24 protein-coding genes are annotated in these 25,888 nt (G+C 60.7%); 16 read left to right on the top strand and 8 right to left on the bottom strand.

The genetic code is table 11. From position 1 onward, the window contains the following. The first annotated feature begins 5 nt into the window (after positions 1–5). From FFI94_RS18380 to FFI94_RS18340, 9 genes are all read left to right on the top strand, one after another. Complete coding sequence (locus tag FFI94_RS18380) at positions 6–764, top strand: YggS family pyridoxal phosphate-dependent enzyme (RefSeq protein ID WP_138869096.1); 759 nt, start codon at positions 6–8, stop codon at positions 762–764. Between the two features lie 82 nt (positions 765–846). Next, positions 847–1,497, top strand: a complete 651-nt coding sequence (locus FFI94_RS18375) for a cell division protein SepF (RefSeq protein WP_138869095.1) — start codon at positions 847–849, stop codon at positions 1,495–1,497. 189 nt (positions 1,498–1,686) lie between these two features. Beyond that, on the top strand, positions 1,687–1,974 hold the full coding sequence (locus tag FFI94_RS18370; protein ID WP_033231443.1) for a YggT family protein: 288 nt from the start codon (positions 1,687–1,689) through the stop codon (positions 1,972–1,974). Between the two features lie 117 nt (positions 1,975–2,091). Then, complete coding sequence (locus FFI94_RS18365; RefSeq protein ID WP_138869094.1) at positions 2,092–2,922, top strand: DivIVA domain-containing protein; 831 nt, start codon at positions 2,092–2,094, stop codon at positions 2,920–2,922. A 58-nt stretch (positions 2,923–2,980) separates the two neighbouring features. Continuing rightward, a complete protein-coding gene (locus FFI94_RS18360; protein ID WP_397495459.1) occupies positions 2,981–3,235 on the top strand; it encodes a hypothetical protein in 255 nt (84 codons plus the stop codon). A gap of 262 nt (positions 3,236–3,497) precedes the next feature. Then, on the top strand, positions 3,498–6,611 hold the full coding sequence (gene ileS, locus FFI94_RS18355; protein ID WP_260684194.1) for an isoleucine--tRNA ligase: 3,114 nt from the start codon (positions 3,498–3,500) through the stop codon (positions 6,609–6,611). A 58-nt stretch (positions 6,612–6,669) separates the two neighbouring features. Next, positions 6,670–7,017 (top strand): TfoX/Sxy family protein, encoded by a 348-nt coding sequence (locus tag FFI94_RS18350; protein ID WP_138869091.1) that lies wholly within the window; start codon positions 6,670–6,672, stop codon positions 7,015–7,017. 36 nt (positions 7,018–7,053) lie between these two features. Beyond that, on the top strand, positions 7,054–8,406 hold the full coding sequence (locus FFI94_RS18345; RefSeq protein WP_138869090.1) for a DNA polymerase IV: 1,353 nt from the start codon (positions 7,054–7,056) through the stop codon (positions 8,404–8,406). Between the two features lie 132 nt (positions 8,407–8,538). Next, a complete protein-coding gene (locus FFI94_RS18340) occupies positions 8,539–9,024 on the top strand; it encodes a hypothetical protein (protein WP_260684193.1) in 486 nt (161 codons plus the stop codon). Positions 9,025–9,099: 75 nt separating this feature from the next. Here the strand turns inward: FFI94_RS18340 and FFI94_RS18335 are convergent, their stop codons facing one another. The 3 genes from FFI94_RS18335 to FFI94_RS18325 all read right to left on the bottom strand — a co-directional run bounded on the left by FFI94_RS18335 (position 9,100) and on the right by FFI94_RS18325 (position 11,559). Next, positions 9,100–10,491 carry a glutamate decarboxylase gene (locus FFI94_RS18335; protein ID WP_138869088.1) on the bottom strand — a complete coding sequence of 464 codons (1,392 nt, stop codon included), beginning with the start codon at positions 10,489–10,491 and terminating at the stop codon, positions 9,100–9,102. A gap of 118 nt (positions 10,492–10,609) precedes the next feature. Beyond that, positions 10,610–10,990 (bottom strand): hypothetical protein, encoded by a 381-nt coding sequence (locus tag FFI94_RS18330; RefSeq protein ID WP_144298293.1) that lies wholly within the window; start codon positions 10,988–10,990, stop codon positions 10,610–10,612. Positions 10,991–11,103: 113 nt separating this feature from the next. Next, positions 11,104–11,559, bottom strand: coding sequence for a hypothetical protein (locus tag FFI94_RS18325; RefSeq protein ID WP_221937762.1), 456 nt, complete (start codon positions 11,557–11,559; stop codon positions 11,104–11,106). Positions 11,560–11,674: 115 nt separating this feature from the next. On the opposite strand from FFI94_RS18325, the gene FFI94_RS18320 reads away from it, so the two are divergent. Together FFI94_RS18320 and FFI94_RS18310 are read left to right on the top strand one after the other, a co-directional pair. Further along, complete coding sequence (locus tag FFI94_RS18320; RefSeq protein ID WP_138869086.1) at positions 11,675–12,082, top strand: aldehyde dehydrogenase family protein; 408 nt, start codon at positions 11,675–11,677, stop codon at positions 12,080–12,082. Positions 12,083–12,347: 265 nt separating this feature from the next. After that, the gene (locus FFI94_RS18310; RefSeq protein ID WP_144298292.1) at positions 12,348–12,542 is read left to right on the top strand and encodes a hypothetical protein; all 195 of its coding nucleotides are present in this window, start codon (positions 12,348–12,350) and stop codon (positions 12,540–12,542) included. 186 nt (positions 12,543–12,728) lie between these two features. Here FFI94_RS18310 and FFI94_RS18305 read toward each other — a convergent pair whose 3' ends face one another. Together FFI94_RS18305 and FFI94_RS18300 are read right to left on the bottom strand one after the other, a co-directional pair. After that, positions 12,729–13,469, bottom strand: coding sequence for an SDR family NAD(P)-dependent oxidoreductase (locus tag FFI94_RS18305; RefSeq protein WP_138869084.1), 741 nt, complete (start codon positions 13,467–13,469; stop codon positions 12,729–12,731). Between the two features lie 519 nt (positions 13,470–13,988). Then, entirely contained in the window at positions 13,989–14,597 is a 609-nt protein-coding gene (locus FFI94_RS18300) for a TetR/AcrR family transcriptional regulator (RefSeq protein WP_138869083.1), read from the bottom strand. Between the two features lie 278 nt (positions 14,598–14,875). On the opposite strand from FFI94_RS18300, the gene FFI94_RS18295 reads away from it, so the two are divergent. Genes FFI94_RS18295 through FFI94_RS18275 form a run of 5 tightly spaced genes read left to right on the top strand, consistent with a single transcriptional unit; the run spans position 14,876 to position 21,206 of the window. Continuing rightward, positions 14,876–15,709 (top strand): SDR family oxidoreductase, encoded by an 834-nt coding sequence (locus tag FFI94_RS18295; RefSeq protein WP_138873267.1) that lies wholly within the window; start codon positions 14,876–14,878, stop codon positions 15,707–15,709. Continuing rightward, positions 15,706–17,778 carry an acetate--CoA ligase family protein gene (locus tag FFI94_RS18290; protein WP_138869082.1) on the top strand — a complete coding sequence of 691 codons (2,073 nt, stop codon included), beginning with the start codon at positions 15,706–15,708 and terminating at the stop codon, positions 17,776–17,778. Before FFI94_RS18295 ends, FFI94_RS18290 begins: the two co-directional genes overlap by 4 nt. A gap of 18 nt (positions 17,779–17,796) precedes the next feature. Then, positions 17,797–18,996 (top strand): acyl-CoA dehydrogenase family protein, encoded by a 1,200-nt coding sequence (locus tag FFI94_RS18285; protein WP_138869081.1) that lies wholly within the window; start codon positions 17,797–17,799, stop codon positions 18,994–18,996. A 3-nt stretch (positions 18,997–18,999) separates the two neighbouring features. Beyond that, positions 19,000–19,803 carry an enoyl-CoA hydratase/isomerase family protein gene (locus FFI94_RS18280; RefSeq protein WP_138869080.1) on the top strand — a complete coding sequence of 268 codons (804 nt, stop codon included), beginning with the start codon at positions 19,000–19,002 and terminating at the stop codon, positions 19,801–19,803. Beyond that, on the top strand, positions 19,800–21,206 hold the full coding sequence (locus FFI94_RS18275; protein ID WP_138869079.1) for an MFS transporter: 1,407 nt from the start codon (positions 19,800–19,802) through the stop codon (positions 21,204–21,206). The genes FFI94_RS18280 and FFI94_RS18275 overlap by 4 nt, the downstream gene beginning before the upstream one ends. A gap of 152 nt (positions 21,207–21,358) precedes the next feature. Here FFI94_RS18275 and FFI94_RS18270 read toward each other — a convergent pair whose 3' ends face one another. From FFI94_RS18270 to FFI94_RS18260, 3 genes are all read right to left on the bottom strand, one after another. Then, positions 21,359–24,673, bottom strand: a complete 3,315-nt coding sequence (locus FFI94_RS18270; RefSeq protein WP_138869078.1) for a protein kinase domain-containing protein — start codon at positions 24,671–24,673, stop codon at positions 21,359–21,361. Positions 24,674–24,902: 229 nt separating this feature from the next. Beyond that, positions 24,903–25,136 carry an integrase core domain-containing protein gene (locus FFI94_RS34770; protein ID WP_185993239.1) on the bottom strand — a complete coding sequence of 78 codons (234 nt, stop codon included), beginning with the start codon at positions 25,134–25,136 and terminating at the stop codon, positions 24,903–24,905. Positions 25,137–25,232: 96 nt separating this feature from the next. Next, positions 25,233–25,388, bottom strand: a complete 156-nt coding sequence (locus tag FFI94_RS18260) for a DDE-type integrase/transposase/recombinase (protein WP_138869076.1) — start codon at positions 25,386–25,388, stop codon at positions 25,233–25,235. Between the last annotated feature and the right edge of the window lie 500 nt (positions 25,389–25,888).

Here is a 25,888-nt window from a genome sequence, read left to right as displayed (position 1 = left end):
CTCGCATGAACGGCGACAATTCTGCACGCGTGGCCGAGATCTCGGCGGCGCTGGATTCGGTTCGGTCCCGCCTGGCCGCGGCGTGTGTTGCGGCCGGGCGGCCGGTGTCCGAGGTGACACTTCTCCCGGTAACCAAGTTCTTCCCCGCGTCGGATGCGCGGATTCTGTACGACCTGGGTTGCCGTGAGTTCGGTGAGTCGCGCGAGCAGGAAGCGATAGGCAAGGTTGCGGAGTTCACAGCCGCGGCTGTCGGTGGCGGCATCGACGGAGCCGATCCGGTTCGGTGGCACATGATCGGTCAGTTGCAGCGAAACAAGGCACGTTCGGTTGCGAAATGGGCATATGCCATCCACTCGGTCGACAGTGCCCGGCTCGCCGACGCTCTTGATCGCGCCGCGCAGGGCGCCCTGTCCAGTGGTGATCGCACTGCACCGTTGCGAGTTCTCATTCAGGTGAGCCTCGACGCCGATCCGACGCGTGGTGGTATCGCGCTCGACGAGTTGCCCGCTCTCGCAGAACGGATCGAAACCGCCGACGGTCTGGAATTGGCCGGATTGATGGCCGTTCCGCCGCTGGGTTCGGACGCCGACGAGCAGTTTGCTCGCCTACACGAGGTCCATCAGAGAGTCCTCGAGTCACATCCGCGGGCAGTCGAGTTGTCGGCAGGAATGACCGGCGATCTCGAGGCTGCGGTTCGCCACGGATCGACTTGCGTGCGTGTCGGAACCGCACTGCTCGGCTCACGACCAGTAATCTCGAAATGATCGCTCTGGTGATCGCCCAACCCGTCCACACCGCGACCGGTCGCAGTCGGAGACAATCCGCCGCGCCAAGGAAGGTCGATCAATGAGCAACCTGCACAAGTTCAAGGCTTATTTCGGCATGGTTCCCCTCGACGACTACGAGGACGAGTACGTAGAAGAACCCGATCAGGCTCGTCGCGCTCCTCGTCGTAGCCACGACGGCTATGCCGAACGCGATGACCGCGAGTTTGCCGAGCCGGCTTTCTCGAAGGCAGGGTATGCGCCCAGCCGTCGGGATGAGGAAGAAGCCGAGTTCGATCGCTACGAGTCGCGTCCGAGAATGGACACGGTCGCCTCCCGCGCACCCCGTCCGTCGATGGCGCCTCGTCCCACCAGTCGGGGCAATCTTGCAGTTGACGCCCGCGCAGAGCGCCCCGAGGCTCGCCGTGCGCCCGCAGTCGACGACGGCGGCCCGCTGGCCAAGATCACGACTTTGCGTCCGCAGAGCTACGCCGAAGCCCGCACGATCGGTGAGCGCTTCCGCGACGGCACACCGGTCATCATGGATTTGGTCGACATGAGCAACGCCGACGCGAAGCGCCTGGTCGACTTCGCTGCGGGTCTCGCATTTGCTCTGCGCGGCTCGTTCGACAAGGTAGCCACCAAAGTGTTTCTTCTCTCACCGGCTGACATCGACGTTTCGGCCGAGGAGCGTCGTCGTATCGCGGAGACGGGCTTCTACAGTCAGAAATGATGCTCTCGATCGTAGATAGTTCGTTGAACAGCCGAAATGCCGGACATTTTGTTGCGCTGGGACCTGTGCAGGGGTCGCATGCCAGGGGTGTTCACGGTCGCGGCTTGGTGAGTTCTCAGCCTCGTTATCCGGCCTCGGATAGCGAGTGTCTGTTTTGGACGCGACGCAGAAGTCAGGCAGAGTGAGGGTGTGAACGCGCTTTTCGATGTGATCTACCTCGTGCTGGTTGTGTTTTGGCTTTTGCTGATCGGCAGAGTGATTGTCGAGTTCGTTCGTTCGTTCGCCAGAGACTGGCGTCCGTCGGGAGTGGTCGCCATCATTCTCGAAACCGTTTTTACGATCACCGATCCGCCGGTGAAACTTCTCCGTAGGTTGATCCCCCCGATCAACCTGGGTGGGGTTCGCTTGGATCTATCCATCATGGTCTTGCTTTTCATCGTCATCATCCTGATGTCGGTTGTCGGCTCGGCCCGGTAATTGAGTGGGGTGTGCCAGAATGGAACCCATAACTCGCGTAGTGGTTAGCTGCTACGCACACCGTGCTGTAACTGAATGCTTGCTTGACCGCCAAATGACGCGTGAAGGGATCCTTCCATGCCGCAACTGACTCCAGCTGACGTGCACAACGTTGCGTTCAGCAAGCCGCCTATCGGCAAGCGTGGCTACAACGAAGACGAGGTCGACGCATTTCTTGATCTCGTCGAGCAGGCGCTCTCGCAGCTCATCGAGGAAAATGCAGATCTGCAACAGCGAGTTAGCGAGCTGGATCAGGAACTTGCTGCTGCAAAGAAGGCGCCGGCCCCGGCTGCCAATGCAGGTGCCCCGGTAGCGCAGCCCAAGCCCGAACCGGCTCGCGTGGTCGAGGCTCCCAAGCCCGCTCCCGTTGTGGCGCCGGTTCCCGTGGCTGCTGCTGCCCCTGCTCCGCAGAGCGGCGACACCCACATGCAGGCGGCCAAGGTTCTCGGCCTGGCTCAGGAGATGGCAGATCGCCTCACCGGCGATGCCAAGGCAGAGTCCGAGCAGCTGCTCGGCAGTGCCCGCACCAACTCCGAGCAGCTGATGAGCGAGGCTCGCAGCAAGGCTGACGGCATGATCGCGGACGCTCGCAACAAGTCGGAAGCAATGCTCACCGACGCGCAGACTCGCTCCGAGACCCAGCTTCGCCAGGCTCAGGAGAAGGCCGATGCTCTCAAGGCAGACGCCGAGAAGAAGCACACCGAGATCATGGCGACCATCAACCAGCAGCGATCGGTCCTCGAAGGCCGAATCGAGCAGCTCAAGACGTTCGAGCGTGAATACCGGGTACGTCTCAAGTCCTACCTGGAGTCGCAGCTCGAGGAACTCGAACAGCGTGGTTCCGCGGTGCCGGTCGACGGTGGCCAGGAGTCCTTCAGCAGTCCGTCGTTCGCAAAGGGAAACAGCTGACCGAGGGATACTCGACAGGTCAGTGCCGACATCGGGTAGAGGTTGACACGTGCTGGTCGTGACGATAGGACTCGCGGCGGCAGGGTTTGCCTTCCTGATCATCGCCCTGACCACCGGGTCGATTATCTGGGCGTGGGCATGTATTGCAATTTGTTTGGCGGGTGCCGTCCTCCTGCTGGTCAGTGCATTGACCGGTAAGAGGGCGGTTCTGCCGTTGGACGAGCCAGATACAGCCGCCGACGCCGATACGCCGGGCAATACGGATTTGCCGAAAAACCACGGCGGGTCGGCAAACGAAAACGGCGAGCATTAGACTGTTCGTCAGCAACTACAGGCGATGAACCGGCAATCACCGGGGAGCCTTCGGAAGAACGGTGTTCAGACAGGTAATGGCCTGTCAGACGCTCAGTAGAACCGAACGGGTGAGCCCGTCACAGCTCGCGAAGAGAGGCAACTCGGAAAGCCCGGTACTCATCGCCGGATTCACGGGTTGCAAGCGGGGTGGTACCGCGGTACGTGCGCAGAGGCGCACATATCGTCCCCGTGCCGAGTAGAACTGGCACGAGGAGATCGCAGTGGCGAATAACCGGTATCCCAAAGTCGATTACGACGTCCCCGCCGACACCGGAGTCAAATTTCCGGCTCTGGAGCAGAAGGTCCTGAAAGAGTGGGCCGATGACGATACGTTCCGGGCATCGGTCAGCAATCGTGACGGCAACGAGGAGTTCGTCTTCTACGACGGACCTCCGTTTGCCAATGGCTTGCCCCACTACGGCCACCTTCTGACGGGGTACGTCAAGGATTTGGTGCCGCGCTTCCAGACCATGCGTGGACGCAAGGTGGAGCGCCGATTCGGCTGGGATTGCCACGGTCTGCCCGCGGAGCTCGAGGCGGAAAAGCAGCTCGGCATCAAGGACAAGTCCGAGATCGATGTGATGGGCCTCGCCAAATTCAACGAGTACTGCAAGGCGTCGGTTCTCAAGTACACCGACGAGTGGCGTGAGTACGTCACCCGGCAGGCTCGTTGGGTCGACTTCGACAACGACTACAAGACCCTGGACCTCGACTTCATGGAGTCGGTCATGTGGGCGTTCAAGGAACTCTTCGACAAGGGCCTGATCTACCAGGGTTTCCGGGTTCTCCCGTACAGCTGGTACGAGCAGACGCCGCTGTCCAACCAGGAGACCCGTCTCGACGACGCGTACAAGATGCGTCAGGATCCGGCGGTCACGGTCGAGATGCCGTTGGTCGCGGCCGGCTCCCCGCTCGACGGCGCGAATGCGATCATCTGGACCACGACGCCGTGGACACTGCCGTCCAACCTTGCTTTGGCTGTTCACCCCGACATCGACTATGTCCAGGTTCTCGGCCAGGACGGCAAGCGTTACGTGCTCGCCGAAGCTCGGGTTGCCCACTACGCCCGTGAACTGGGGGACGAGCCCGAGGTCGTGTCCCGGCACAAGGGCAGCGAACTGGTCGGCCTGTCGTACACGCCGCCGTTCGACTTCTTTGTCGGGCACCCGAACTCTCACGTCGTACTGTCGGCTGACTACGTCACCACCGATTCGGGTACCGGAATCGTCCACCTTGCACCGGCTTTCGGTGAAGAGGACATGGATGTTGCCACTGCCAACGGCATCGAGGTCGTTCAGCCTCTCGACCCCGGTGGAAAGTTCACGTCGATGGTGCCGCCGTACGAGGGCCTGATGGTGTTCGACGCCAACCCCGTCATCATCAAGGATCTCAAGGCGGCCGGAAAGCTGTTGCGGCACGAGACGATCGAGCACTCGTACCCGCACAGTTGGCGTAGTGGTCAGCCGCTCATCTACATGGCGGTTCCGTCATGGTTCGTGGCTGTCACCAAGTTCCGTGACCGGATGGTCGAACTCAACCAGGACATCACCTGGGTTCCCGAGCACATCCGCGACGGTCAGTTCGGCAAGTGGCTCGAAGGTGCCCGCGACTGGAACATCAGCCGAAACCGCTACTGGGGCAGCCCCATCCCGGTGTGGGTCTCGGACGACCCGCAGTACCCACGTACCGACGTCTACGGTTCGTTGGATCAGTTGGAGGCAGACTTCGGTGTGCGTCCGACCGACCTGCACCGTCCGATGATCGACGATCTCGTGCGCCCGAACCCGGACGACCCGACCGGCAAGTCGATGATGCGTCGAGTTCCCGAGGTTCTGGACTGCTGGTTCGAATCCGGCTCGATGCCGTATGCCCAGGTTCACTACCCCTTCGAGAACCGTGACTGGTTCGAGAGCCACTACCCGGGTGACTTCATCGTCGAGTACAACGGTCAGACTCGTGGCTGGTTCTACACCCTGCATGTTCTGGCGACGGCTCTGTTCGATCGGCCGGCGTTCAAAACTGTTGCAGCCCACGGCATCGTCCTCGGTGACGACGGACTCAAGATGAGCAAGTCCAAGGGTAACTACCCGGATGTCAAAGAGGTGTTCGACCGCGACGGCAGTGATGCCATGCGCTGGTTCCTCATGTCCTCGCCCATCTTGCGTGGTGGCAACCTGGTCGTGACGGAGCAGGGCATCCGTGAAGGTGTGCGTCAGGCCTTGCTTCCGTTGTGGAATGCCTGGAGCTTCCTGCAGCTGTACGCACCGGAATGTGGTGTGTGGCGCACGGATTCGGAGAACATCCTCGACAAGTACATCCTCGCGAAGCTTGCGGGCACACGTGACGTCATCACCGACGCTCTCGAGGCCAACGACATCGCGGGAGCCTGTGACGAGCTTCGGTTGTTCTGTGATGCGCTCACCAATTGGTATGTGCGACGGTCACGTTCACGTTTCTGGGACGAGGATCGTGAAGCCATCGACACGCTGCACACTGTGCTCGAGGTTGTGACGCGTCTGGCTGCGCCCTTGCTGCCGTTGGTGTCCGAGGTGATCTGGCGTGGATTGACCGGGGAACGCTCGGTGCATCTTGCCGATTGGCCGACGGAGTCCGAGTTGCCCGCCGATCCGGAACTCGTTTCGGCTATGGACGACGTGCGCACGGTGTGCTCGACGGTTTTGAGCCTGCGTAAGGCGCAGAATCTGCGTGTTCGTCTGCCGCTGCCCGAGGTCACGGTTGCGGCACCGGATGCCGAGCGCTTGCGTCCGTTCCTCGGACTGATCGCTGACGAGGTCAACGTCAAGAAGGTCGACCTGACCGACGATGTGGACGTTCACGGTCGGTTCGAGATTGCGGTCAACGCACGTGCTGCGGGTCCGCGTCTGGGCAAGTCCGTGCAGACCGTCATCAAGGCCGTCAAGGCCGGCGACTGGACCGAAAACGCCGACGGAGTGGTCGTTGCCGCCGGCATCGAGCTCCTGCCCGAGGAGTACACGCAGAAACTGGTTGCAGCCGAGCCTGATTCGACGGCAGCACTGCCCAATGGTGCGGGACTTGTCGTGCTCGACTCCGTCGTGACGGAAGAGCTCGAGGCCGAAGGTTGGGCCAAGGACAGGATCCGTCAACTCCAGGATGCGCGTCGCGCTGCGGGACTCGATGTCTCGGATCGCATCAACGTCGTTCTCGAGGTGCCCGAGGATCGCAAGGACTGGGCTGACCGCCATCGCGACTTGATCGCCGGTGAGGTTCTGGCCACGTCGTTCACGATCGGCGAGGCGGGGGACAGCGCCGTCGATCTCGGCGACGGTATCCGCGCGGCGATCACGAAGGTCTAGCAGGCATGCCTACTCCGGTGCCCCGAAATATGTCGGAGCACCGGAGTAGTTTGCTGTCATGGGCACGAGCCAGGAAACCGTCGCACGCATTCTCGAGCAGCTGGAGCCGCTCGACGTCCGGGCGCGGGCCATGTTCGGTGAGTACGGCCTGTACTGCGACGAAAAGGTTGTGGGTTTGATCTGCGGTGACGTTCTGTTCGTCAAGCCAACCGAGGTCGGTGCGGAGTTCGGATCGGACGCCGACCTTGCTCCGCCGTACCCAGGTGCAAAGCCGTATTACCGGGTTCCGGAGGAGCGGTTTCACGATGTGGATCGGCTACACGCGTTCATCCAGCGAACAGCTGACGCGCTTGCGCTGCCCAAGAAGAAATCTCCCAAGAAGGCCAAGCCGAAGGTCCAGAAGTAATCCTCCACGCGCCGAGATCGAGAACTGTGACCGCCGATGAACCAGGGTGATCCCACACGAAGCCGCCGGTGGGTGCTTCATCTCGACATGGATGCGTTTTTTGCCTCTGCTGAGCAATTGACCCGTCCGACATTGCGCGGACGGCCCGTCATGGTGGGTGGGCTGGGTGGCCGGGGTGTGGTTGCCGGTGCCAGCTACGAAGCCCGTGCATTCGGGGCTCGGTCGGCCATGCCGATGCATCAGGCGCGGCGTCTGGTGGGCGGCGGTGCAGTGGTTCTCCCGCCGCGTATGTCGCTGTATTCGGTGCTCAGTAAAGGGGCGTTCGACGCGTTGCGGCTGCGCATGCCGGTGCTCGAGCAGTTGTCGGTGGACGAGGCCTTTGGCGAACCGGTCGAGTTGGCCGGAGCCGGTGCCGATGAGGTACGGGCGTTTTGTGAGGAACTGCGGGCCTTGGTGCTGGCGGAGACCGGGATGGTTGCCTCCATCGGGGCGGGTGCGGGCAAGCAGGTCGCGAAGATCGCGTCTGGGCTCGCCAAGCCGAACGGGGTGGCCGTCGTGCCGCCGGGGCAGCAGCATGAACTCCTCGATTCGCTGCCGGTTCGGAAACTGTGGGGAATCGGCCCGGTGGCGGAGGAGAAGCTCAAAAAGTTGGGGATCGTGACGATTGGTGGTTTTGCGCGCACCCCGATATCGGAGGTCGCGTCCATCCTGGGTACGACGGTGGGCCCTGGCCTACATCGCCTGGCACAGGGCATCGACGATCGCCCCGTGGCCGAGCGTGCCGACTCCAAGCAGATCAGTGCGGAATCGACATTCGCAAGTGACATCGTGACGTTGGGGCAGTTGCGCGTGGCGGTGGAGAGCAGCGGCGCGTCGGCATTCTCCCGTCTCGAAAAGGACGGCCGGGCGGCGCGGACGGTAGTGCTCAAGCTGAAAAAATCCGACATGAGTGTGCTGACCAGGTCGGTGACCTTGCCATACGCCACACTCGATCGAGCCATCCTGATTGCCACGGCGCAGAAGCAAGTGATCGATCCGGTGGAATTGGGGCCGATCCGACTGGTGGGGGTGGGATTTGCCGGGCTGTCGACTGTTCGTCAGGGCTCCCTGTTCCCGGAGTTGGATCAGGATGTTCCCGGGTATCCGATCGATACTCTCGCCGAGGATCTCGACGAGAGTCCCGTTCCGGCGCGAGTTCCGGAGCGGTACTGGCACCCCGGTCTGGATGTGAGCCATCCCGAATTCGGGCACGGATGGGTGCAGGGCGCCGGTCATGGAGTGGTGACTATTCGATTCGAAACCCGTTCCACCGGAACAGGAATCGCCAAAACCTTTACCGAGGACGACGCGTCGCTTCAGGTGGCGGATGCGCTCGACAGCCTTCTCTAAGGACACCCTTAGACTTTTTCGGCTTACCGTTGGGTAATGTTGTAGCGGACCGCGAGCGATGCACGTCAGTGCTGAGAACGTTCGTATGTGAAAACCGGAATGGATAGGACTGAGAAGTTGAAGCTTCGTAACATGACCGTCGCAGCCGTCGCGATTGCAGCGGCCCTGACGATGACTGCCTGCAGTTCCGAAGAGGCCGAGCCCGCCCCCAAGACCACCACCTCGGCAAAGGCCACGACCACCACGGTCGAGGTCGATATCGCGCTGCCCACCGCAGCCGAGCTCAATGCCAAGATCGTGACGGCACTCGACGAGAGCGTTCCGTCTTCTGAGAAGGTCAAGTTCGTGGAGGGCGCAGACGCCGATCCCGAGCTGATCAACCAGGTCGCCGCTGCCGCCAAGGCTGCCGGCGCACAGGTCGAGGTTGTCGACCCCGTCACCGATTCGGGCAGCGGCACGGCTACCGCACCGTTGAGCATCATTCTCAATGGCCAGCCCCTCGCCGGTGGCATGAACGCTGTTTTCGTGAACCTCGATGGTGACTGGGCTCTGTCCAAGACCACCGCGTGCCAGATCGTCAGCTTTGCTCAGCTGACCACCCCGGCTTGCGCTGCTTGATCTTTACCTGGCTGAACAAATGCGGCCGTCAGACCCTCACGGGTCTGACGGCCGCATTTGTTCTGTAAGGCGCGTTCAGTGGTGGAATCCCTCGGTGACGCGGGGCTTGGGCATCGGGCTGGACAGTTCGTCGAGGAATGCGGTTTCTTCCTCGATGACACCCAGCAAGTTGGCAGCCAAGTCCATGCTCAGGCCGTTGCGCACGACAATGCGCTGCACGGTGAGGTCGGTGAGGTTGTCTGGCATGGGATACGCCGGTACGAGCCAGCCTTTGGCGCGCAACCGATCCGACAGGTCGTAGAGCGTCCAATTCTCGGTGTGCCCGGCCTTCAGTCGCCACGCGAACACCGGAATGTCGCTGCCGTCGTTCCAGAGTTCGAAGGCGTCGAGCTTGCCGATTCCTTCGGCGAGGAATTTTGCGACGTCCTGCGACGACTGCTGGATCGAACGATAACCGTCGTGGCCGAGCCGCAGGAACATGTAGAACTGCAAGATCACCTGGGCGCCGGGGCGCGAGAAGTTGAGTGCAAAGGTCGGCATACTGCCGCCGAGATAGCTGACTTTGAACACCAGATCCTCGGGGAGCAGATCCTCCGAGCGCCACACCACCCAACCGAGGCCCGGATACACGAGGCCGTATTTGTGCGCCGACGTGTTGATGGAATGAACTCGGGGGAGCCGGAAGTCCCATTCGATTTCCGGTTGGAGGAACGGTGCGATCATTGCGCCTGACGCCCCGTCGACGTGGATCGGGATGTCGAGTCCGGTCTTCTTCTGGATCGCGTCGAGTGCGTTGGAAATCTCGAGGACGGGTTCGTACATCCCGGTGTAGGTGACACCCATGATCGCGACAACACCGATGGTGTTCTCGTCGACGTACTTCTCCAGATCGTGTCCGTCGAGCGTGCGATGTTCCTCGCTGATGGGGACGTATCGTGCTTCGACGTCCCAGTAGTTGCAGAACTTTTCCCAACAGACTTGTACGGCCGAACTCATGATCATGTTCGGCCGATCAGCCGGCTTGCCTGCCGCTCGCCTCGCATGCTGCCAGCGGCGCTTGAGAGCGAGCCCGCCAAGCATGCAGGCTTCCGACGAGCCGATGGTCGACGTGCCGATCGCGTCCTTCGGGGACGGTGCGTTCCACAGGTCGGCGAGCATTCGCCAGCAGTATGTTTCGATCGCGGCCGTCTGTGGGTATTCATCCTTGTCGATCATGTTCTTGTCGAACGACTCCGAATACAGGCGTGTGGCATGGTCATCCATCCACGTGCCGACAAAGGTCGCGAGATTCAGCCGCGCATTTCCGTCCAACATCGTTTCGTCGTGGACGATTTGATACGCGGTCTCGGGAAGCATGCCGTCAGGTTCGAGGGTGTATTTCGAGGCGACCGAATCTTCCCCGGGTCTGGAGAAGATGGGATTTGCGGCGACGAAGTCGGTGTGTTCGGCTCTTCTCGGCTCTGGCATGAACTTCTGCTCCTCACAACGGTATTTCACGGTGGTCGGTGTCCTGTTTGTTCGCATCCAGCTACCCTTACCGTCCATTGTGCAAGGGAAGTTGTCAAAGGGGACCGCGATCAGTCGATTACGCCGTCTGAGGTCTGAGCCTGCGTGCATCGTAGAAAGCCGCGAGATAGCACACGGTGGTGACAATCAGGAGTAGGCCCGAGATGCGGGCGAAGGCGCGGTCGTCGAAAACCAGAAGCGCCGTGCCCGCCACCCCGAGAGCGAGGACGTACGTGAGTTTTGCTGCCTGCCACCGCGGTGAGTCGGGGCGGATCGCAGAAGGCTTGCCTCGCACGGTGATCCGCCAATCGAAGAGGAGTGGCAGAACCACCGCGACCCAGACGGCCGTACCGAAATCACCTTCGAGAATTCCGGCGACGGCGAGAAATACAGCACTGAGAACAAGAGTGCTCACCACGAGCACCTGTAATTGTGATTGTGCATTCACAGGAACCGTCATGCCTGACGTATACCCACAGAACGCTCCGGTATGCGGTCTCGGCGCGTTCCGGTCTACCTGCGTGTTGTGATTATCTGTCAGTCCGACCGGTTCAAAGAGCGCTAGGTTTGTGTTTATATCTCTGAACGTGGAGTTGTTCGGCCCAGTGGAAGGTCCGGGTGCACGGTCCGCTTCCACAGCGGAAGATCGTTGTCGCGGGCGCGAATCAGATCCGTGTCCAGGAACGGAAAACTGACCCGGTAGCCGATGGCCCAGACGATCAGGTCGGCTCGCGTGCTGCGCCCGTCGGTGAAAACCACTGTGTCGCTGTCGAATCGATCGATGCCCGGGCGTGGGATGATCGCGCCGGCATTGAGTCGTGCGCGCAGTTGCTCGGATTGCACCGGGTGCGACTGGCTCGGCTTGTGCGATGGCCGGGGCAGGCCGTAGCGGGTGAGGCTGCCTGAGGCTACGGCGCCGAGCCGCAATCTGGCTCCGGTAACCCACCATGGCATCCATCCTGGCAGTGCGACCTGGTCGGCGGCCCGGCCGAAGAGCATCTTGCGCAGTACCCACTGGCTGCGCCGCACGTTGAGTTGAGGATCCGGACCCGATGAGAGCTTCGACGCGATCAACTCCGCCGAAGCACAAACAACCTGGCCCAGTTCGATCGCGTGAAGGGGCTCGTGGACGACGCAGTCCGTCGTGGCGGGTGGAACTCCGCTCGACCGCGCCGGATACTTCTATCCGCCGACTATTGTCGATTGCGTGACAGACGACATGCCAGTCGTAGCGGAAGAACAGTTTGGGCCGGTCATTCCGGTACTGACATTCCGCGACGAGGACGAGGCGATACTGCGCGCGAACAATTCACCATATGGTCTCACTGCGTCGGTGTGGAGTGCTGATCAGGAGAGTGCATACAGACTCGCAGCTCGTCTCGATTGCGGTCAGGTTTCGGTGCATACACATAGCGGCGGTTTGAGAATGGACCTACCGTTCAGCGGCAGGAAGTGGATTGGGATAGGCGTCGAGAACGGCATCTGGGGGTATTACGGGTTCACTGAACCGCAGGTTATCACCGGCCCCGGTCGTGAAGAGAAGCATTTATAGGAATGTACTAGCTGATTCTGTTTCCTCGCCCAGTGACTGATCATTCGATATCGATTCCAGCCCAAGGCTTCCCGGCGTCGTCATAGGGGTAGTGGTCTGTCGTGTGCAACGCTTTTCATGACGAGGGTGGAGCTGACGCGCTGCACTGCGGGGAGTGTGGCGATTTGTTCGTCGTAGAGGGTTTGAAACGCAGGTAAATCGACGGCCGGAAGTGCCACTCACCAGCTGTAAGTGGCACTTCCGTGTTGGGTGCTCGACGCCTCCGGTGCTGCCGCCGTCGTGGTTGAAGTACGACCAGGTGGGGGAGGACGTCATCGGAATGTTGGCCTGCCGCTACGGATATCCCGATGTTGTGGGCTGGCCGTCCGACGGGACCGAGCCGGACAAGGAATTTCTGACCCCCACTGCGATCGACGATCCGGGAATGTCGGCGAGTAGGAATGAAATGTTGCGGCGCTGACGGATCGTATTTGCTGTAGTTGGTGCGATCCATCACTGCCGAGTCTGGTCGTGCGCGACGGGGTCAGCTGAGATCGCAGTGGTACCAGAGCATCCCCGGTGCCGGAGAGTCACCCACACTGCGGGATTCCCCGCCACACTAGGACGTGTGGCTGGCATGAAACTAGTGCCAGCCACACGCGCAATGCTACTGCGCTGTGTATCCGCCATCCACGAGGAACTCTCCACCCGTAATGAACGATGCCTCGTCGCTCGCCAGAAAGGCAACGAGTCCGGCCACTTCGCTTGCGGTACCGAGTCTTCCCATTGGGGTCACGGCGATCATCTGTGCTCGACCCTCGTCTCCGAGGGTGGGAGTGTCGATGAATCCTGGATGCACGGAGTTCACGCGGACGCCTTCCTTGGCCCACGCGATCGCGGTGTTCTTGGACAACGTCCGCACTGCGCCCTTCGCAGCCGCGTATGCCGGCGCCGATCCAAATCCCCCGACAACGCCGAACATCGAACTTACATTGACGACAGAACCGTACCCTGAGGCCTTCAATGCGGAACTCGCCGACCGCTGTCCGAGGAAGACACTGGTCTGAGTTACCGCGATGACTCGATCGTAGAGATCTTTGCTGGTGTCCTCGATGAGCTGCGGATGAGCGATACCAGCGTTGTTGACCAGAATTCCCAAGGCGCCGAAGGTGTCCACAGCTTCGGTCACCGCCCTATCCCAATCGGCTTCGGACGAGACATCTAGATGACGGTAAACAGCTCGACCGCCGGCGGACACGATCGACTGCACCACAGCGGAACCGAGGTCATCTTGGATGTCCGCGACGATAACTGCCCCTCCCTCTGTAGCGATCTGTTCCGCGACTGCACGGCCGATACCACTCGCAGCACCTGTCACTAATGCCACTTTTTTCTCGAACCGATTCATCGACTCGCTACCTCCTACCGTGGCAGCGGCCCGGAAGTGGTTTGTCTGTTGCGGGGATGAGCGGAGAGTAGGTCGCAAGATTGCGCGCAAAGTCGCAGACTTCGTCAACGGTGGCATGGTGGGGTCCGATACCGCGGGAGGTGATTCGGCCTGTCGCGAGGTCGTGTAGAAACCGCCCAAGTGCCGCTCTGGTTCCGGATCGCCCGTAGAAGGCTGTCGCGGTGAGACGAAGTAACTCTGAATCAGTTAAGGCGAGAAAATTCCTCGGCTATGAAAAAATCTCGACTTACCAGGATCACATCATGGGGATGACTGTTGATCTGCCAATCGAATGGGGCACCGCTCCTTGCCATTGACGTAGCCTTCGCCCAATCGTCGCTATCTCGTGAGCTGGGGTGGCGCAGCTTTCGGGTGAGGGCTTGTGCTCGCGATGTGAGGGTCGCTTCTCGAATATTCTGTGAGAGTTCACCTTTCGTCGACTTTGGAATCAGGACCAGGGCGGTTGTCGTCGAGCGTGTGTCACCACGTCCGCGGTTTGACGAGTGAGTCGTGGACGAACTGCACGAGAAGTTCCTTCATAGCAGCGACCGTCATATTTGGTGCGCCAGTCAACACCTGGATCGCGACGCCGTCGGTGAGCGCGGTGAGTCGTTGGGCGATGGTTTCCGGGTCGACGTCGGAGCGGAAAACTCCCTGGCGTTGTCCGCGGAGGACGATCCGGACCACGGTGTCGTGCCACCGGGCGTAGTAGGTGTTGTGGAACGGGCGGAGTTCAGGCCGCAGTGTCGCTTCCGTCCAGAATTGGAGCCAGATAGACCACTCGTCCCGCACTGGTCCGAGGCGGGGCAGTTGCATGTCGATCAGGCGCAGCAGGCGCTGGTGGGCATCGTCGATGGCCTGGAGTTCTCGGCTTTGCCGGTCGAACGCGTTGTCGATCGCGTGTCGGAGGGCCGCTGTCAACACGTCGCTCTTACCGGGGAAGTAGTAATGCACCGCGCCTGTACTGGTGCCGACGACTTTGGCGATGTCGGAGATCCGGACTGAGTGGTAGCCACGTTCGGCGATCAGTGTGGCGGCTGCGTCGAGAATCGCAGATCGTCGCGCATCCTCGGTGAGTTGAGTGGTCACAGTGTCTCCTTGTTCGCCCTTCTTTGTCACTGACTGATCCATCAAATCATACGTCGGAAACTGACGCACTAGTCAGTCAAATTTCGGAAAGTCTAATGAGTCTCACATCGCTGGGCTATTTCAGAAATTACCAGTTCAGCGCCGGTGTTTTTGAGCTTGCCTCCACGGGGCCGGTGAGAAGTTTTTCGGAAAACCCTTGACAGGTGTGCACTGCGTCACTGTATAACTGATTCATCAGTCAGTCGACGGATGAAATCATTATGAGAGGCAGACGCTCGATGGAATGGGACAACTCAGGCGGTGGAGTCGGGCAGCTGTTGCAACCTGACGTCCATCGCGGCCGGGTGGCACTGGTTACCGGTGGAGGCACCGGAATAGGGCGCGCGATTGCCCTCGACATGGCCAGATGTGGAGCGGATGTCGTTATCAGCGGCCGTAGGCCAGAGCCCCTCGAGAACACCGCATCCGAGATCGAGGCGCTCGGAGTTCGGGCTCTCGCCGTGTCAGCAGACGTTCGAGAAGAAACCGAAGTGACCGCCCTGGTGGGTCAAGCCCTCGAACGGTTCGGTCGCATCGACACATTGGTCAACAATGCGGGCGGACAATTCGCCGCGGCTGCGGAAGACATCACGAATAGAGGCTGGCGCGCTGTACACCGCCTTGCCGTCGACGCCACATGGGCAGTGACCCGGGAGGTGGCCGTTCGCGCAATGATTCCGCAGGGGTCCGGTTCCATCTTCTTCATGGCGTTCTCCCCTCGGCGGGGGATATCATCGATGGTTCATGCCACTTCCGCACGGGCTGCTCTGGAAAACCTCGCGTCGGGACTCTCATTGGAGTGGAGTCGGTACGGAATCAGGTCGATTTGTATCGCTCCAGGAACCATCGCCACCGACGGGATGAAAGAAAACTACAGCGACGAGGCACGTGCGCGGTGGGCTTCTGCGGTGCCGCTCGGACGTCTGGGTAGTGCCGAGGACGTGTCGGGAGTCGTCACCTTTCTCGCCTCGCCCGCAGGAAGTTACGTCACCGGTACCACTGTCGTCATTGACGGCGGGGCGGATGCCTGGGGTGCAGGCCACCCTGCGCCGATGGTCGGGAAAACTCGATGAACGCCATTGTCGGCCGCGACCTGACAGCACTGTTCAACCCAGACTCAGTGGCCATTCTCGGGGCGAGCAACGATGAGTCCAAGTACGGCAATTGGCTTAGCGTTCAGGCTCTGCGTATGAAGGGGCGCCGGTCCGTTCACCTTGTCAACCGGCGCGGCGAGCGGATCCTGGATCATCCTTCAATTCGAAGTCTCTCGGAACTGGACGAACGGGTCGATCTCGTTGTAATCACCGTTCCAGCGGAGGGTTTCGAGGAGGCCGTGGATGATGCCCTCGCTGCTGGAGCCTCTGCGATTGTCGGGGTCACCGCCGGCTTTGCCGAACTCGGTGCTGCCGGCCGGGCTCTGCAGGAGAGGGTCGTCGCACGGGTACGAGACGCAGGGGCTGTCTTGCTCGGGCCGAACTGCTTGGGGGTGCTCGATTCGAGCACGTCGTTGACACTGGCTTCGAATTCGCTACCTGCAGGTCGTGTTGCGCTGCTCTCGCAGAGCGGCAACATGGCACTCGAGCTCAGCCAGTTCTTCGCCGCTCGTGGGCACGGCTTCTCCAGGTTCGTATCATTGGGTAACCAGGCGGATCTCGGTATAGCTGATCTCATCCGATCTTGTGTGGACCACAAGGACACCGATCTCATTGCGGTGTACTGCGAGGATTTCGGAGACGGGCGCGCCTTCGTGGCCGCCGCTGCCTATGCCGCTGAGGCGGGCAAGCCCGTCCTTCTCCTCACCGTCGGTGGCAGCGAAGCGTCGATCCGCGGGGCGCAGTCACACACAGGGTCGCTGACCTCGGACAGTGCCGTGATTGATGCAGCCTGCCGCGCGGCCGGTGTTTACAGGGTCGCAAGCCCGCGGCAGCTTGCCGATGTCGCCGCGACGCTACTCAGTTACGGGCCTGCGGATGTCCACCGAGTCGGCGTCATCGCCGACGGTGGTGGCCATGCCGGCGTCGCTGCGGACGTGCTGGAGGCGGTTGGTCTCTCGGTGCCGGAGTTTCCGTCCGACGTTACTGCCGCACTGCGTGCGCTCTTGCCGCCGTCTGCGGGAGTGAGCAACCCGATCGACCTTGCCGGTGCAGGGGAGCAGGACATCACATCGTTCGCATCGGTCCTCGGCATCGTTCTTGCCGATCCGACAGTCGATTCGGTTCTGCTCACCGGCTATTTCGGTGGTTACGGCAGCTATGGTGAGAGTCTCGCACATGCCGAGATCGAGACCGCACGGGCGATGGTCATGGCGACTCGACTACACGGCAAACCTGTTGTCGTGCATACGATGCATCCTGAGAGCGTGGCAGCCAAGGTCTTGGCCGCGAGCGGCGTGCCGGTCTTCGGCGCTGTTGAGGACGCAGCGGGCACTCTCGGTGCTCTTGCCGCCAGATGCGCGCCGACGGTCTGTTCGCAACTACCATGTGGCGGCGGCGACCCGGTAACCGGCGACGGTTACTGGGATGCCCGTGAACTGTTTCGGAGCGCGGGCGTCGAGTTTCCCTCAGCCAGAATGGTTTCCACCTGTGACGAGGCAATCGCGGCGGCGAACAGTATCGGATATCCGGTGGTCCTTAAAGCAATGGGATTGCTCCACAAATCCGACTCCGGCGGCGTGGCACTCGGATTGGAAACGGAGCAGCGACTTTCCGACGCCTTCCGGTTGATGGATGACGCACTCAGTGCATCTGGATACTGCGTCGAAGCGATGGCCGACCTGAACGACGGTGTCGAACTCATCGTAGGAGTGCAGACCGACGCCAGGTTCGGGCCCGTTGCCATGGTGGGTTTCGGTGGCATCTACACCGAAGTCCTTGCAGATGTTGCCTTTGCGCTCGCTCCGGTGGACGCGGAGACTGCGCGCCGGTTGCTCGAAAGCTTGCGGGCCTCTGCGCTGCTCCGAGGCGTCCGGGGGCATCTCCCCGTCGCTATCAACGCCGCCGCAGATGCAATCGCGGTTGTCACGGCTGTGGCCACGGCACACCCGGAAATCGCGGAACTCGAGATCAACCCTCTGTTCGTCACTCCGAAGCATGCTCTCGGGCTCGACGCACGAATCGTACTCGCCTCACCTACTACCCACTGACACAGGAGCACCGACATTATGGAATTTGCATACAGCCCGCGCCTTGCCGACCTCAAGAAGAGAGCACGCGCCCTCACCGACACGATTATGCAGTTCGAGAACGAGTGCGAGAAGAACAACGGACTCTCCGACGATGCGCACGCCACCATCAAGGCGGCGGTTCTCGCCTCGGGACTGCAAGCAATCAACACCCCTGTCGAATACGGCGGTGCCGGACTGACAGTACTCGAGCAGGCTGTAGTGCAGGACGAACTCGGCAAGCTCACAAATGCGTTGTGGGACACCGTATGGCGTCCGGCCAACCCGCTCACCCATGCCACACCGGAACAGCGGGAACGCTATCTGATCCCCGGCGCCCGCGGAGACCGCCGGGACGCAGTAGCGATCTCGGAAGCCAACGCAGGTTCGGACTTCTCCGCTGCGAGCACCACCGCCACTCCCGACGGCAGCGGCGGGTACCTCATCAACGGTGAGAAATGGTTTGTCACAGTAGGTGACGTCGCCGACTTTCTCATCGTGCTGGCTAACGTCGAGCCAGAGAACGCGGCAACTATATTTCTTGTCGACGTCGACACCCCGGGTGTGAAGATCACGCACACCCCGCGATACACACACACGTTCGTGTACGAGCATCCCGAATTCCGCTTCGAGAACGTACGCGTGGGAGCGGACGCCGTCCTCGGGAGAATCGGACAGGGCCACGACCTGACCCGTGACTGGTTCACCGAAGAACGGCTGATGATCGGAGCGCGCACGATAGGTGCCGCCGAGCGTGCACTGACCCTGGCCGTCGACTGGGCGCGCGAGCGTATTCAAGGCGGCGAGCCGCTGATCAATCGTCAACTGATCCAAGGGATGATCGCCGATTCCGTTGTCGACATCACGACCAACCGCGCTCTCACCCACCAGATCGCATGGGAATTCGATCAGGCCGATCCGGACGACGCGGAACTCCGAAAGACACTGCATGCCAAAGCTGCCACGGTGAAGTTAGCAGCCTCCGAGGCGTCGAATCGAGTGGTTGACCGGGCCGTCCAGATTTTCGGCGGCCGCGGTTACATTCGCGACTACCCCGTCGAGCGGTTGTGGCGAGAACTGCGCGTCGATCGCATCTGGGAAGGAACGTCGGAAATCCAGCGTCTGGTCATCGCGAACGAGGCCAACAAGCGGGGCCTGGACGATCTGCTGTCGTTCCGCTATGCCACGAACGGGGAGTAGTCCGTGTCCAATGAAAGCGCCGGCACCGTCGAGGTGGCTCGCGACAACGGCGTCGCGACCATCACGCTGCGGCGAGTACGCAAACGCAACGCCCTGTCCACCCATCTGGAGGCCGAGATGCTCGAAGCATTGCGATCGCCGGAGGTGAAGTCCAGTCGGGCAGTAGTTCTCACCGGTGGTGACTCGGTGTTCTCGGCCGGCGCAGACGTCACTGAACTCCGATCCATGACACCTGAGGCGATCGCAGAGTATTACCGGACTTCCGGTTCGGTGTACGAGGTGCTTGCCGGGCTGCCACAACCGACCGTGTCCGCAATCACGGGCTATTGCCTCGGTGGTGGACTCGAGCTCGCACTCGCTACCGACATCCGAGTTGCAGATCCGGCAGCAGTGTTCGGATTCCCCGAGATCGGAATCGGAATCCTGCCGTCCTCGGGTGGGGTGGCTCGCATCTCGCGAATCGCGGGGGCAGGGCGTGCTCGCGACCTCGTCCTACGCGGACGTCGATTTGACACAACCGAAGCCGAGAGGTGGGGGATCGTCAGTGAGATCGCCTATCCTGCAGATCATTTTGCGCATGCGCTGCGAATCGCTCATGAGTTCGCGGCACATTCATCCCTGGCGTTGAGCGTGACCAAGCAAGTTCTGGACGTCAGCGCCGACACACCGCACCATGCCGCACTACTGCTCGAGCAGCTCGCCTACTCGACGCTCAACAAGACATCGCCCGATGGCACCCCGCTGAGCCCGGCTGACCCGCCCGCCGCCTCGTCGGTGCGGGCACAAATCTACGTGGAGACGAAATGAGTTCTTTCGACGTGATGGACAGGCCCGCAAAACGCGGGTTTCACACCAAACTTTTGGTCGCATGCTGTGGTGGTCCTTTCCTGGACGGCTACGTTATGAGTATCATCGGCGTGGCACTGCTCGGGGTATCCGAACAGCTTCACCCGACAACCGCCGAATCAGGTCTCATCGGCGCCGCCTCACTCATCGGGATCTTCTTCGGCGCCAGCATATTCGGATTTCTCACCGATCGGATAGGCCGCGAGAAGATGTATGCGCTCGATCTTGTCGTATTGGTCCTCGCCTGCGCCTTGTCGGTGTTCGTCCAAATGCCCTGGCAGCTCATCATCTTGCGCTTTGTCATCGGCGCTGCGATCGGTGCGGACTATCCGATAGCCACCTCGCTTCTCACTGAATTCACCCCAACCAAGAAGCGTGGAGCAATGGTCGGGATGTCCGCCGTCGCGTGGTCAGCGGGTGCAGTCGCCGCATACATAGTCGGGGCGCTCGTGGTAGGTATCTCCGGCGGTAACGACCATTGGCGGTTACTTCTCGCCTCCAGCGCGATTCTGGGTGTGATTGTGATCCTCGTGCGACGTGGGATTCCAGAGTCGCCGCGGTGGCTCCTCAAGAACGGCCGCGTGGCGGATGCCGAGGCCGTGGTCGAAAAGATATACGGGACCAGATTGGACTTGAGCACAGTCGCGATCGACGCCGTGGCCGACAAACCGAAGGTGGACCTCCGGATCTACTTCCGCGGTCAGTATCTTGCCCGGCTGATCATGTGCAGCGCTCTCTATTTGGCAGTGGTTACACCGCTGTACGCATTGCTGACCTTCCTGCCCACCATCTTGTCCGGGTTCGCCATTTCCGGCGACGGATCCGTGGGTCTCATCGTAGAGACCGTCATTATCGGACTTATCGTGGCCGGATCGATTCCTGCACTGTTTCTCGTGGAAAAGTGGGGTAGACGCCCCATCGCCGTCATCCCATTGGCGCTGATGGTTCTACCGTTGACCGGGTTATGGCTATGGGCGGACGGGCCGCTCTGGTTCGTTGTCGCAGCTTTTTGTGCATACGCGTTCATCTCCGGCGGGCCGAGCATCCTGGTGTGGATCTACCCCAACGAACTCTTTCCGACAGAATTTCGAGCGACGGCGGTCGGTATCGCCACGGCGGTCAGCCGTTTCGGTGCGGCCACCGGCACCTACCTGCTGCCGATGAGCATTTCCACGTTGGGAACGGGAACGACGATGTTCTTCGGAGCGATTCTGACGGCGGTCGCCTTTGTGATCTGTCTCCTCATGTCTCCGGAAACAAAGGGTCGATCGTTGGAAGAAGTGTCTTCGGTCGCCGGTGTGGGAGCCACACGCCCCACTGGTCAATTAGCGGGTCTCGAGACCGTGACCGCGCCGCGAATCTGACTGAGACGGTTTGTACGCGTGGGTCGTCGAACTCGGCACACGCGTACAAACCAATCGCGTCGTTCAGTTCGTCGGAGCGCCGGCCCAGCCGACTCGATATGGTGTTTCGGTAAACACGACGCTGCCCAGCGACGATGAATCTGCGCTATGGCCTAGTGGGCACGTTCGATATGCCACGCCGCGATCTGGGTTCGTGACGTAAACCCTAGCTTGATCAGAATGTTCTCTACGTGCCCCTGAGCGGTACGGGGTGAAATGAACAGCCTCGTCGCAATCTCTTTGTTGGTCAGACCCTCACTGACCAATTCTGCTACTTGGCGCTCGCGTTTGGTCAAACTACTACCTGCCTCGCTTGGCCGGGTTGAGGGAACGGGAGGTGTCTCGTTGAGAGCTATCGCAGTGATTTCGTCGAAACTGAGGGCCTTCCCGCTCCGATAAGCCGCCGCATACGCGTCGACACCGAGCGCCTTTCGTGTTCGGCGTACGCACTGAGTATGGTTGTCGACGATCCCCGGAATGTGCACTGTCGGACCGCTCACGATCTTTCGGAGCGCTCGGGCAGCACCCATGAGCACCGCCGCTCTTTCGTCTCGACCTTCTTCTGCAGCAATCCAACTCAACGCTTCGACACACAGTGCACCGGTAACTGGATCGTCGACGTGATGAGCGGATCGTATTCCTTCCGACAAGAACTCACTTCCCTCGCGTAATTGTCCCTGAGTCCACGACACGAGGCCGAGTGACCACAGTGAATATGCGCGGTACACGGATTCACCATGTTCTCGGGTGACTGTCAACACTTCGTGATGTGATGCGACGGCGAGCGGGGCATCTCCGAGCACCCATCCGGCGACTCCGAGAGATACCAGGGCTTCGATCCGTCGAACGAGATTCGTCTCAGGGTGCAAACCGTCGAGAGCGCGCTCGAATAGAGTGACCGCTCGGCTCGTGTCACCGCTGTACAACGCCAAGTTCCCTTCCACATAGGACACCACCGCGCTGATTTCGTCCTCGCCCAGATGTTGGGCCAGTTCTCGGGCCTTCACCAAAAGGGGTGTCGCCGCGACGAAATCCCCTTGCATGCCTGCCATCTCGGCGCTCCAGCACATGGTTTTTATTCGTTGCGCCGTCGCGGATTCCTTGTCGACGGCGAGAAGTCTGCCCATCCAACGCCGGCCCTCACTGAACAAACCGCGGGTGTACCAGAATGGGTACAAGCCGCTTGCCATTTCCAGGCCGGTAACGGCCTCACCGATCTCCGAGGCAGAGTACTCGAGAGCATCGCGGATGTTCGGTTGTTCTTGCCGCAACCGGGTGATCCATTCTGCCTGTTTTGGCGAAATCCACTCGGACTCCGATTGTTTCACCATCTGGAGGTAGTAATCCCGATGCCTGCGCTGCAGAGTTGCATACTCACCGGCTTCCCGAAGTCTTCCACGACCGTACGCGCGGAGAGTCTCCAACAGGCTAAATCGCACCCTGGCGGCAGTTTCTTCACGAGTGAGAACCGACTTACCTACCAGTGAGTCGACAACGTCCACTAGTGGCACCGCGCCGAACAGTCGACCGCTTACCCCTCCGACATCGTCGAGGTCGAAGGAACCTGCAAATATGGAGACCTGCGCCCACAGTCGCTGCTCGTCCGGGGAGCACAGCCAGTAGCTCCAGTCGATCGACAAGCGTAGCGACTGCTGTCGACTCGGTGCGCCGCGGTGGCCCCGGGTCAGCAGGGCGTACCTGTCGGTCATTCTGTCGAGGATCTGTGTCGCTGACATCGATCGCAACCGCACCGCCGCCAGCTCGATCGACAATGGCAACCCGTCGAGCTGTCGGCAGATCTGCATGATCGCTGCTTGATCGGCATCGGTGAGGTCGAAGTTCGGTACCGCCGCTTTCGCCCGCTCGACGAAAAGTGCGACCGCGTCGGAAATCGCTGCTCCATGCCGGGGTTGGCGAGGGAGGGTGGTCCCCGGAACCGTAAGTGGAGGCACCCTCATTACTGTCTCACCGCCAATGCCCAGAGGTTCACGGCTGGTAGCGAGGACCTTCAGGTCAGGACACACATGGAGCAGCGCTTCGACTAGTTCTGCGACCGGGAGGATCATGTGCTCACAGTTGTCGACGATCAGCAGTAACTGCTTTTCCGTGAGGTATTCGACCAGCATTGTCAATGGTGGCTGCGCGGAACGTTGCTGCAAGCCGACCGTGTCGGCGAAAGTATGTGCCAGCAGTGCCGGATCGCGAAGCTGTCCCAGTTCCACCAACCACACCCCATCGGCAAAAGTGCGACGCACATCCGAGCCGACTTTCAACGCCAACCGCGTCTTACCGACGCCACCTGTCCCTGTAAACGTCACCAACCGAGAGCCCGACAGAAGACGTTTGGCCTCGGTCAACTCGTGGCGACGACCGATGAAGCTGGTCAACTCGCACGGCAGGCTTCCGTCTTTGGTACGTCGTGGCAGGCCCGGTGATGACGAGATCTCTCCTACAGAGCATTGCTCACGTCCCGTCGACACAGCGCCGCGATCTGCGCCCACCTCATCTGCTCGGTAATCGCGCGACCCGGCCTGAAGTTCCATCTCGTCCACGTTCCGGTTGTTGTGGCGTGCAGCATCGACAAGGAGGTTTCCCACTTCTTCCGCAGACACCGGCCGGTCGCCGACTGTGCGAGCCATCGACCGTTCGATTATCACGCGGAGATCCTCAGGGATATCTGCACCAGTCAGTTCGGGAGTCGGTTCAGATGTGATGCGCAGGAATTGCGCCACTACATGTTCACCGCTGTGCCGCTCGAAGGCGGCATGCCCTGTGAGAGCACAGAACAGTGTTGCTCCCAAACCGTAGATATCGGAGGCCACCGAAGGAGCTTCTCCTCGAAGTACTTCCGGCGCGGTGAAGGCAGGCGAACCCATAACTGTTCCCGCGACAGTCTCGAACTCCCCGGCGATGCGCGCGATACCGAAGTCGGTCAATTGGGGTTGCCCGTAATCAGTGATGAGGATGTTTCCGGGCTTGACATCCCGGTGAAGTACGCCCATCCGATGCAGGGTCTCGAGCGCACCCGCAAGCTTGGCACCAACCCGAAGGACTTCGGTCCACGGAAGCGTACCGTTCTGGCGGATCTCGGCCTCTAGCGAACCACGTGGATGATATTGCATAACGATGAACGGGCGACCGCTACCGGTTGTGCCGACATCGTGCACGGTCACGATATGAGGATGACCAGAGACCCGGCCCATCGCACGTTGTTCGCGCAAGAAACGCGCCTTACTCTCCGAGTCGACATCAGCGGTGAGTACCTTCACCGCGACCACGCGGTCCAAGGCCGGTTGCCGGCAGCGGAACACAACACCGAACCCGCCACGACCGATCGCACGGACATCAGCGAACCCTGTCGCGATGAGTTCCTCGGCGATAACGCGGGCGGTGTCCCGCTGTGTTGAGTGTGGATCGAAATCACTCATCCACGTCACCCTCATACGCCCCGCAATTGAGGCCAATCAATCCAGTGAGCAGCACGCCCACATCAACTGCTTAAGTTCAGAGTAGTCCGACTTGCACCGTGAATGGTGTCAGCGGCATCTGAGTTTTGGTTCTGATCTACTTTGAACCGTGCCGGGTTTCTTGCCGCTCTATACGGGCGATATCTCCGGCTGGAGAATCGGTAGTTGAGAGTATTCAGACGGCTTCGAACTAGTCCGGAGGGACGTAGTCCAAGGTGCTGTGCAGGCAACGGGCATTGGACCAATCCACCCACTCCATTGCCCAAGAATTCGAGGTCGTCGATTGTCTTGATCGGGCCCTTGCCGAAACGGACTGCTCTTGGAAATCGCTTCTGTCTTTCAGCAGTCCGATCGTCGACTCCGTGAGGGCATTGTCGTAGGCGTCGCCGACACTTCCAATTGCAGCTGCAATCCCTTCCAACACAAGCGTTTCCGCGAAGGAAATAGATGTATGTTGGCTATCGGCATCGCTGTGATGGATCAACCCATTGCCGACCCGATGTCCGCAGTGATCGCGTCGTCACAACGCCATCTTCAACACCGTGGTGACTATGGCCGTGTCCTTCACTGTGGAGGCGTGCCAGCCGACGATTGCCTGGGAGAAGCAGTCGATCACGAATGTGACGTAGACGAACCCTGCCCACGTTCGGCAATAGGTGAAATCGGTATAACCCATGCGCGGTTCGGAGCTTGGGCGGTGAAATCGCGATCGAGCACGTCCGGTGTCCCCCGACTGTCCTTGTCTCCTGGAATTGTGGTTCGGTGCTGTCTGCCCTGGCCACCCCTTCGGTCCTTCGTCGCGCTTCAAACGGTCGACGGTGCAGGCCGCCCCAGGCACCGACACCATCGACGGCTGCGAGATTGTCGATCACCGGAGATCCGCAATGCGCTGCGCCGTGCGCGTCGATGGAACGCGATCGAGAAGGCAGAAACGCTCAAGGCCGTGCTTCGGAGCAAACACCTGACTCAATCGGACCGAGTCACAGAGACCTACGTGTGTGCAGGTCTCAGCGGAGTTCGTATGGTTTTCGGAGAGAAACATCATCGATAACAATGCGATCTCGGTTGCCCCACCTGAGAGTCAATGTCTCAGGTTCCAAATTGTGAGGCGTTGACGTACACCGCAGCTCCAGGATCTACCAACTTGCAGGTTCTCGTGCAAGAGAAATGGGTCGT

Origin of the sequence: Rhodococcus sp. KBS0724, assembly GCF_005938745.2 — a bacterium.
In the GTDB taxonomy this organism is placed as follows: Bacteria; Actinomycetota; Actinomycetes; order Mycobacteriales; family Mycobacteriaceae; genus Rhodococcus_F.
The sequence above is the reverse complement of the archived record's forward strand: the minus strand, read 5'-3'. Positions and strand labels throughout refer to the sequence as shown.

Excerpts from the sequence above, each read along its gene's own strand:
- FFI94_RS18380 (WP_138869096.1), top strand. The coding sequence starts at position 6 with ATGAACGGCGACAATTCTGCACGCGTGGCCGAGATCTCGGCGGCGCTG.
- FFI94_RS18375 (WP_138869095.1), top strand. The coding sequence starts at position 847 with ATGAGCAACCTGCACAAGTTCAAGGCTTATTTCGGCATGGTTCCCCTC.
- FFI94_RS18365 (WP_138869094.1), top strand. The coding sequence starts at position 2,092 with ATGCCGCAACTGACTCCAGCTGACGTGCACAACGTTGCGTTCAGCAAG.
- FFI94_RS18350 (WP_138869091.1), top strand. The coding sequence starts at position 6,670 with ATGGGCACGAGCCAGGAAACCGTCGCACGCATTCTCGAGCAGCTGGAG.
- FFI94_RS18345 (WP_138869090.1), top strand. The coding sequence starts at position 7,054 with ATGAACCAGGGTGATCCCACACGAAGCCGCCGGTGGGTGCTTCATCTC.
- FFI94_RS18340 (WP_260684193.1), top strand. The coding sequence starts at position 8,539 with ATGACCGTCGCAGCCGTCGCGATTGCAGCGGCCCTGACGATGACTGCC.
- FFI94_RS18335 (WP_138869088.1), bottom strand. The coding sequence starts at position 10,491 with ATGCCAGAGCCGAGAAGAGCCGAACACACCGACTTCGTCGCCGCAAAT.
- FFI94_RS18330 (WP_144298293.1), bottom strand. The coding sequence starts at position 10,990 with ATGACGGTTCCTGTGAATGCACAATCACAATTACAGGTGCTCGTGGTG.
- FFI94_RS18305 (WP_138869084.1), bottom strand. The coding sequence starts at position 13,469 with ATGAATCGGTTCGAGAAAAAAGTGGCATTAGTGACAGGTGCTGCGAGT.
- FFI94_RS18295 (WP_138873267.1), top strand. The coding sequence starts at position 14,876 with ATGGAATGGGACAACTCAGGCGGTGGAGTCGGGCAGCTGTTGCAACCT.
- FFI94_RS18290 (WP_138869082.1), top strand. The coding sequence starts at position 15,706 with ATGAACGCCATTGTCGGCCGCGACCTGACAGCACTGTTCAACCCAGAC.
- FFI94_RS18285 (WP_138869081.1), top strand. The coding sequence starts at position 17,797 with ATGGAATTTGCATACAGCCCGCGCCTTGCCGACCTCAAGAAGAGAGCA.
- FFI94_RS18275 (WP_138869079.1), top strand. The coding sequence starts at position 19,800 with ATGAGTTCTTTCGACGTGATGGACAGGCCCGCAAAACGCGGGTTTCAC.
- FFI94_RS18270 (WP_138869078.1), bottom strand. The coding sequence starts at position 24,673 with ATGAGTGATTTCGATCCACACTCAACACAGCGGGACACCGCCCGCGTT.
- FFI94_RS18260 (WP_138869076.1), bottom strand. The coding sequence starts at position 25,388 with ATGGGTTATACCGATTTCACCTATTGCCGAACGTGGGCAGGGTTCGTC.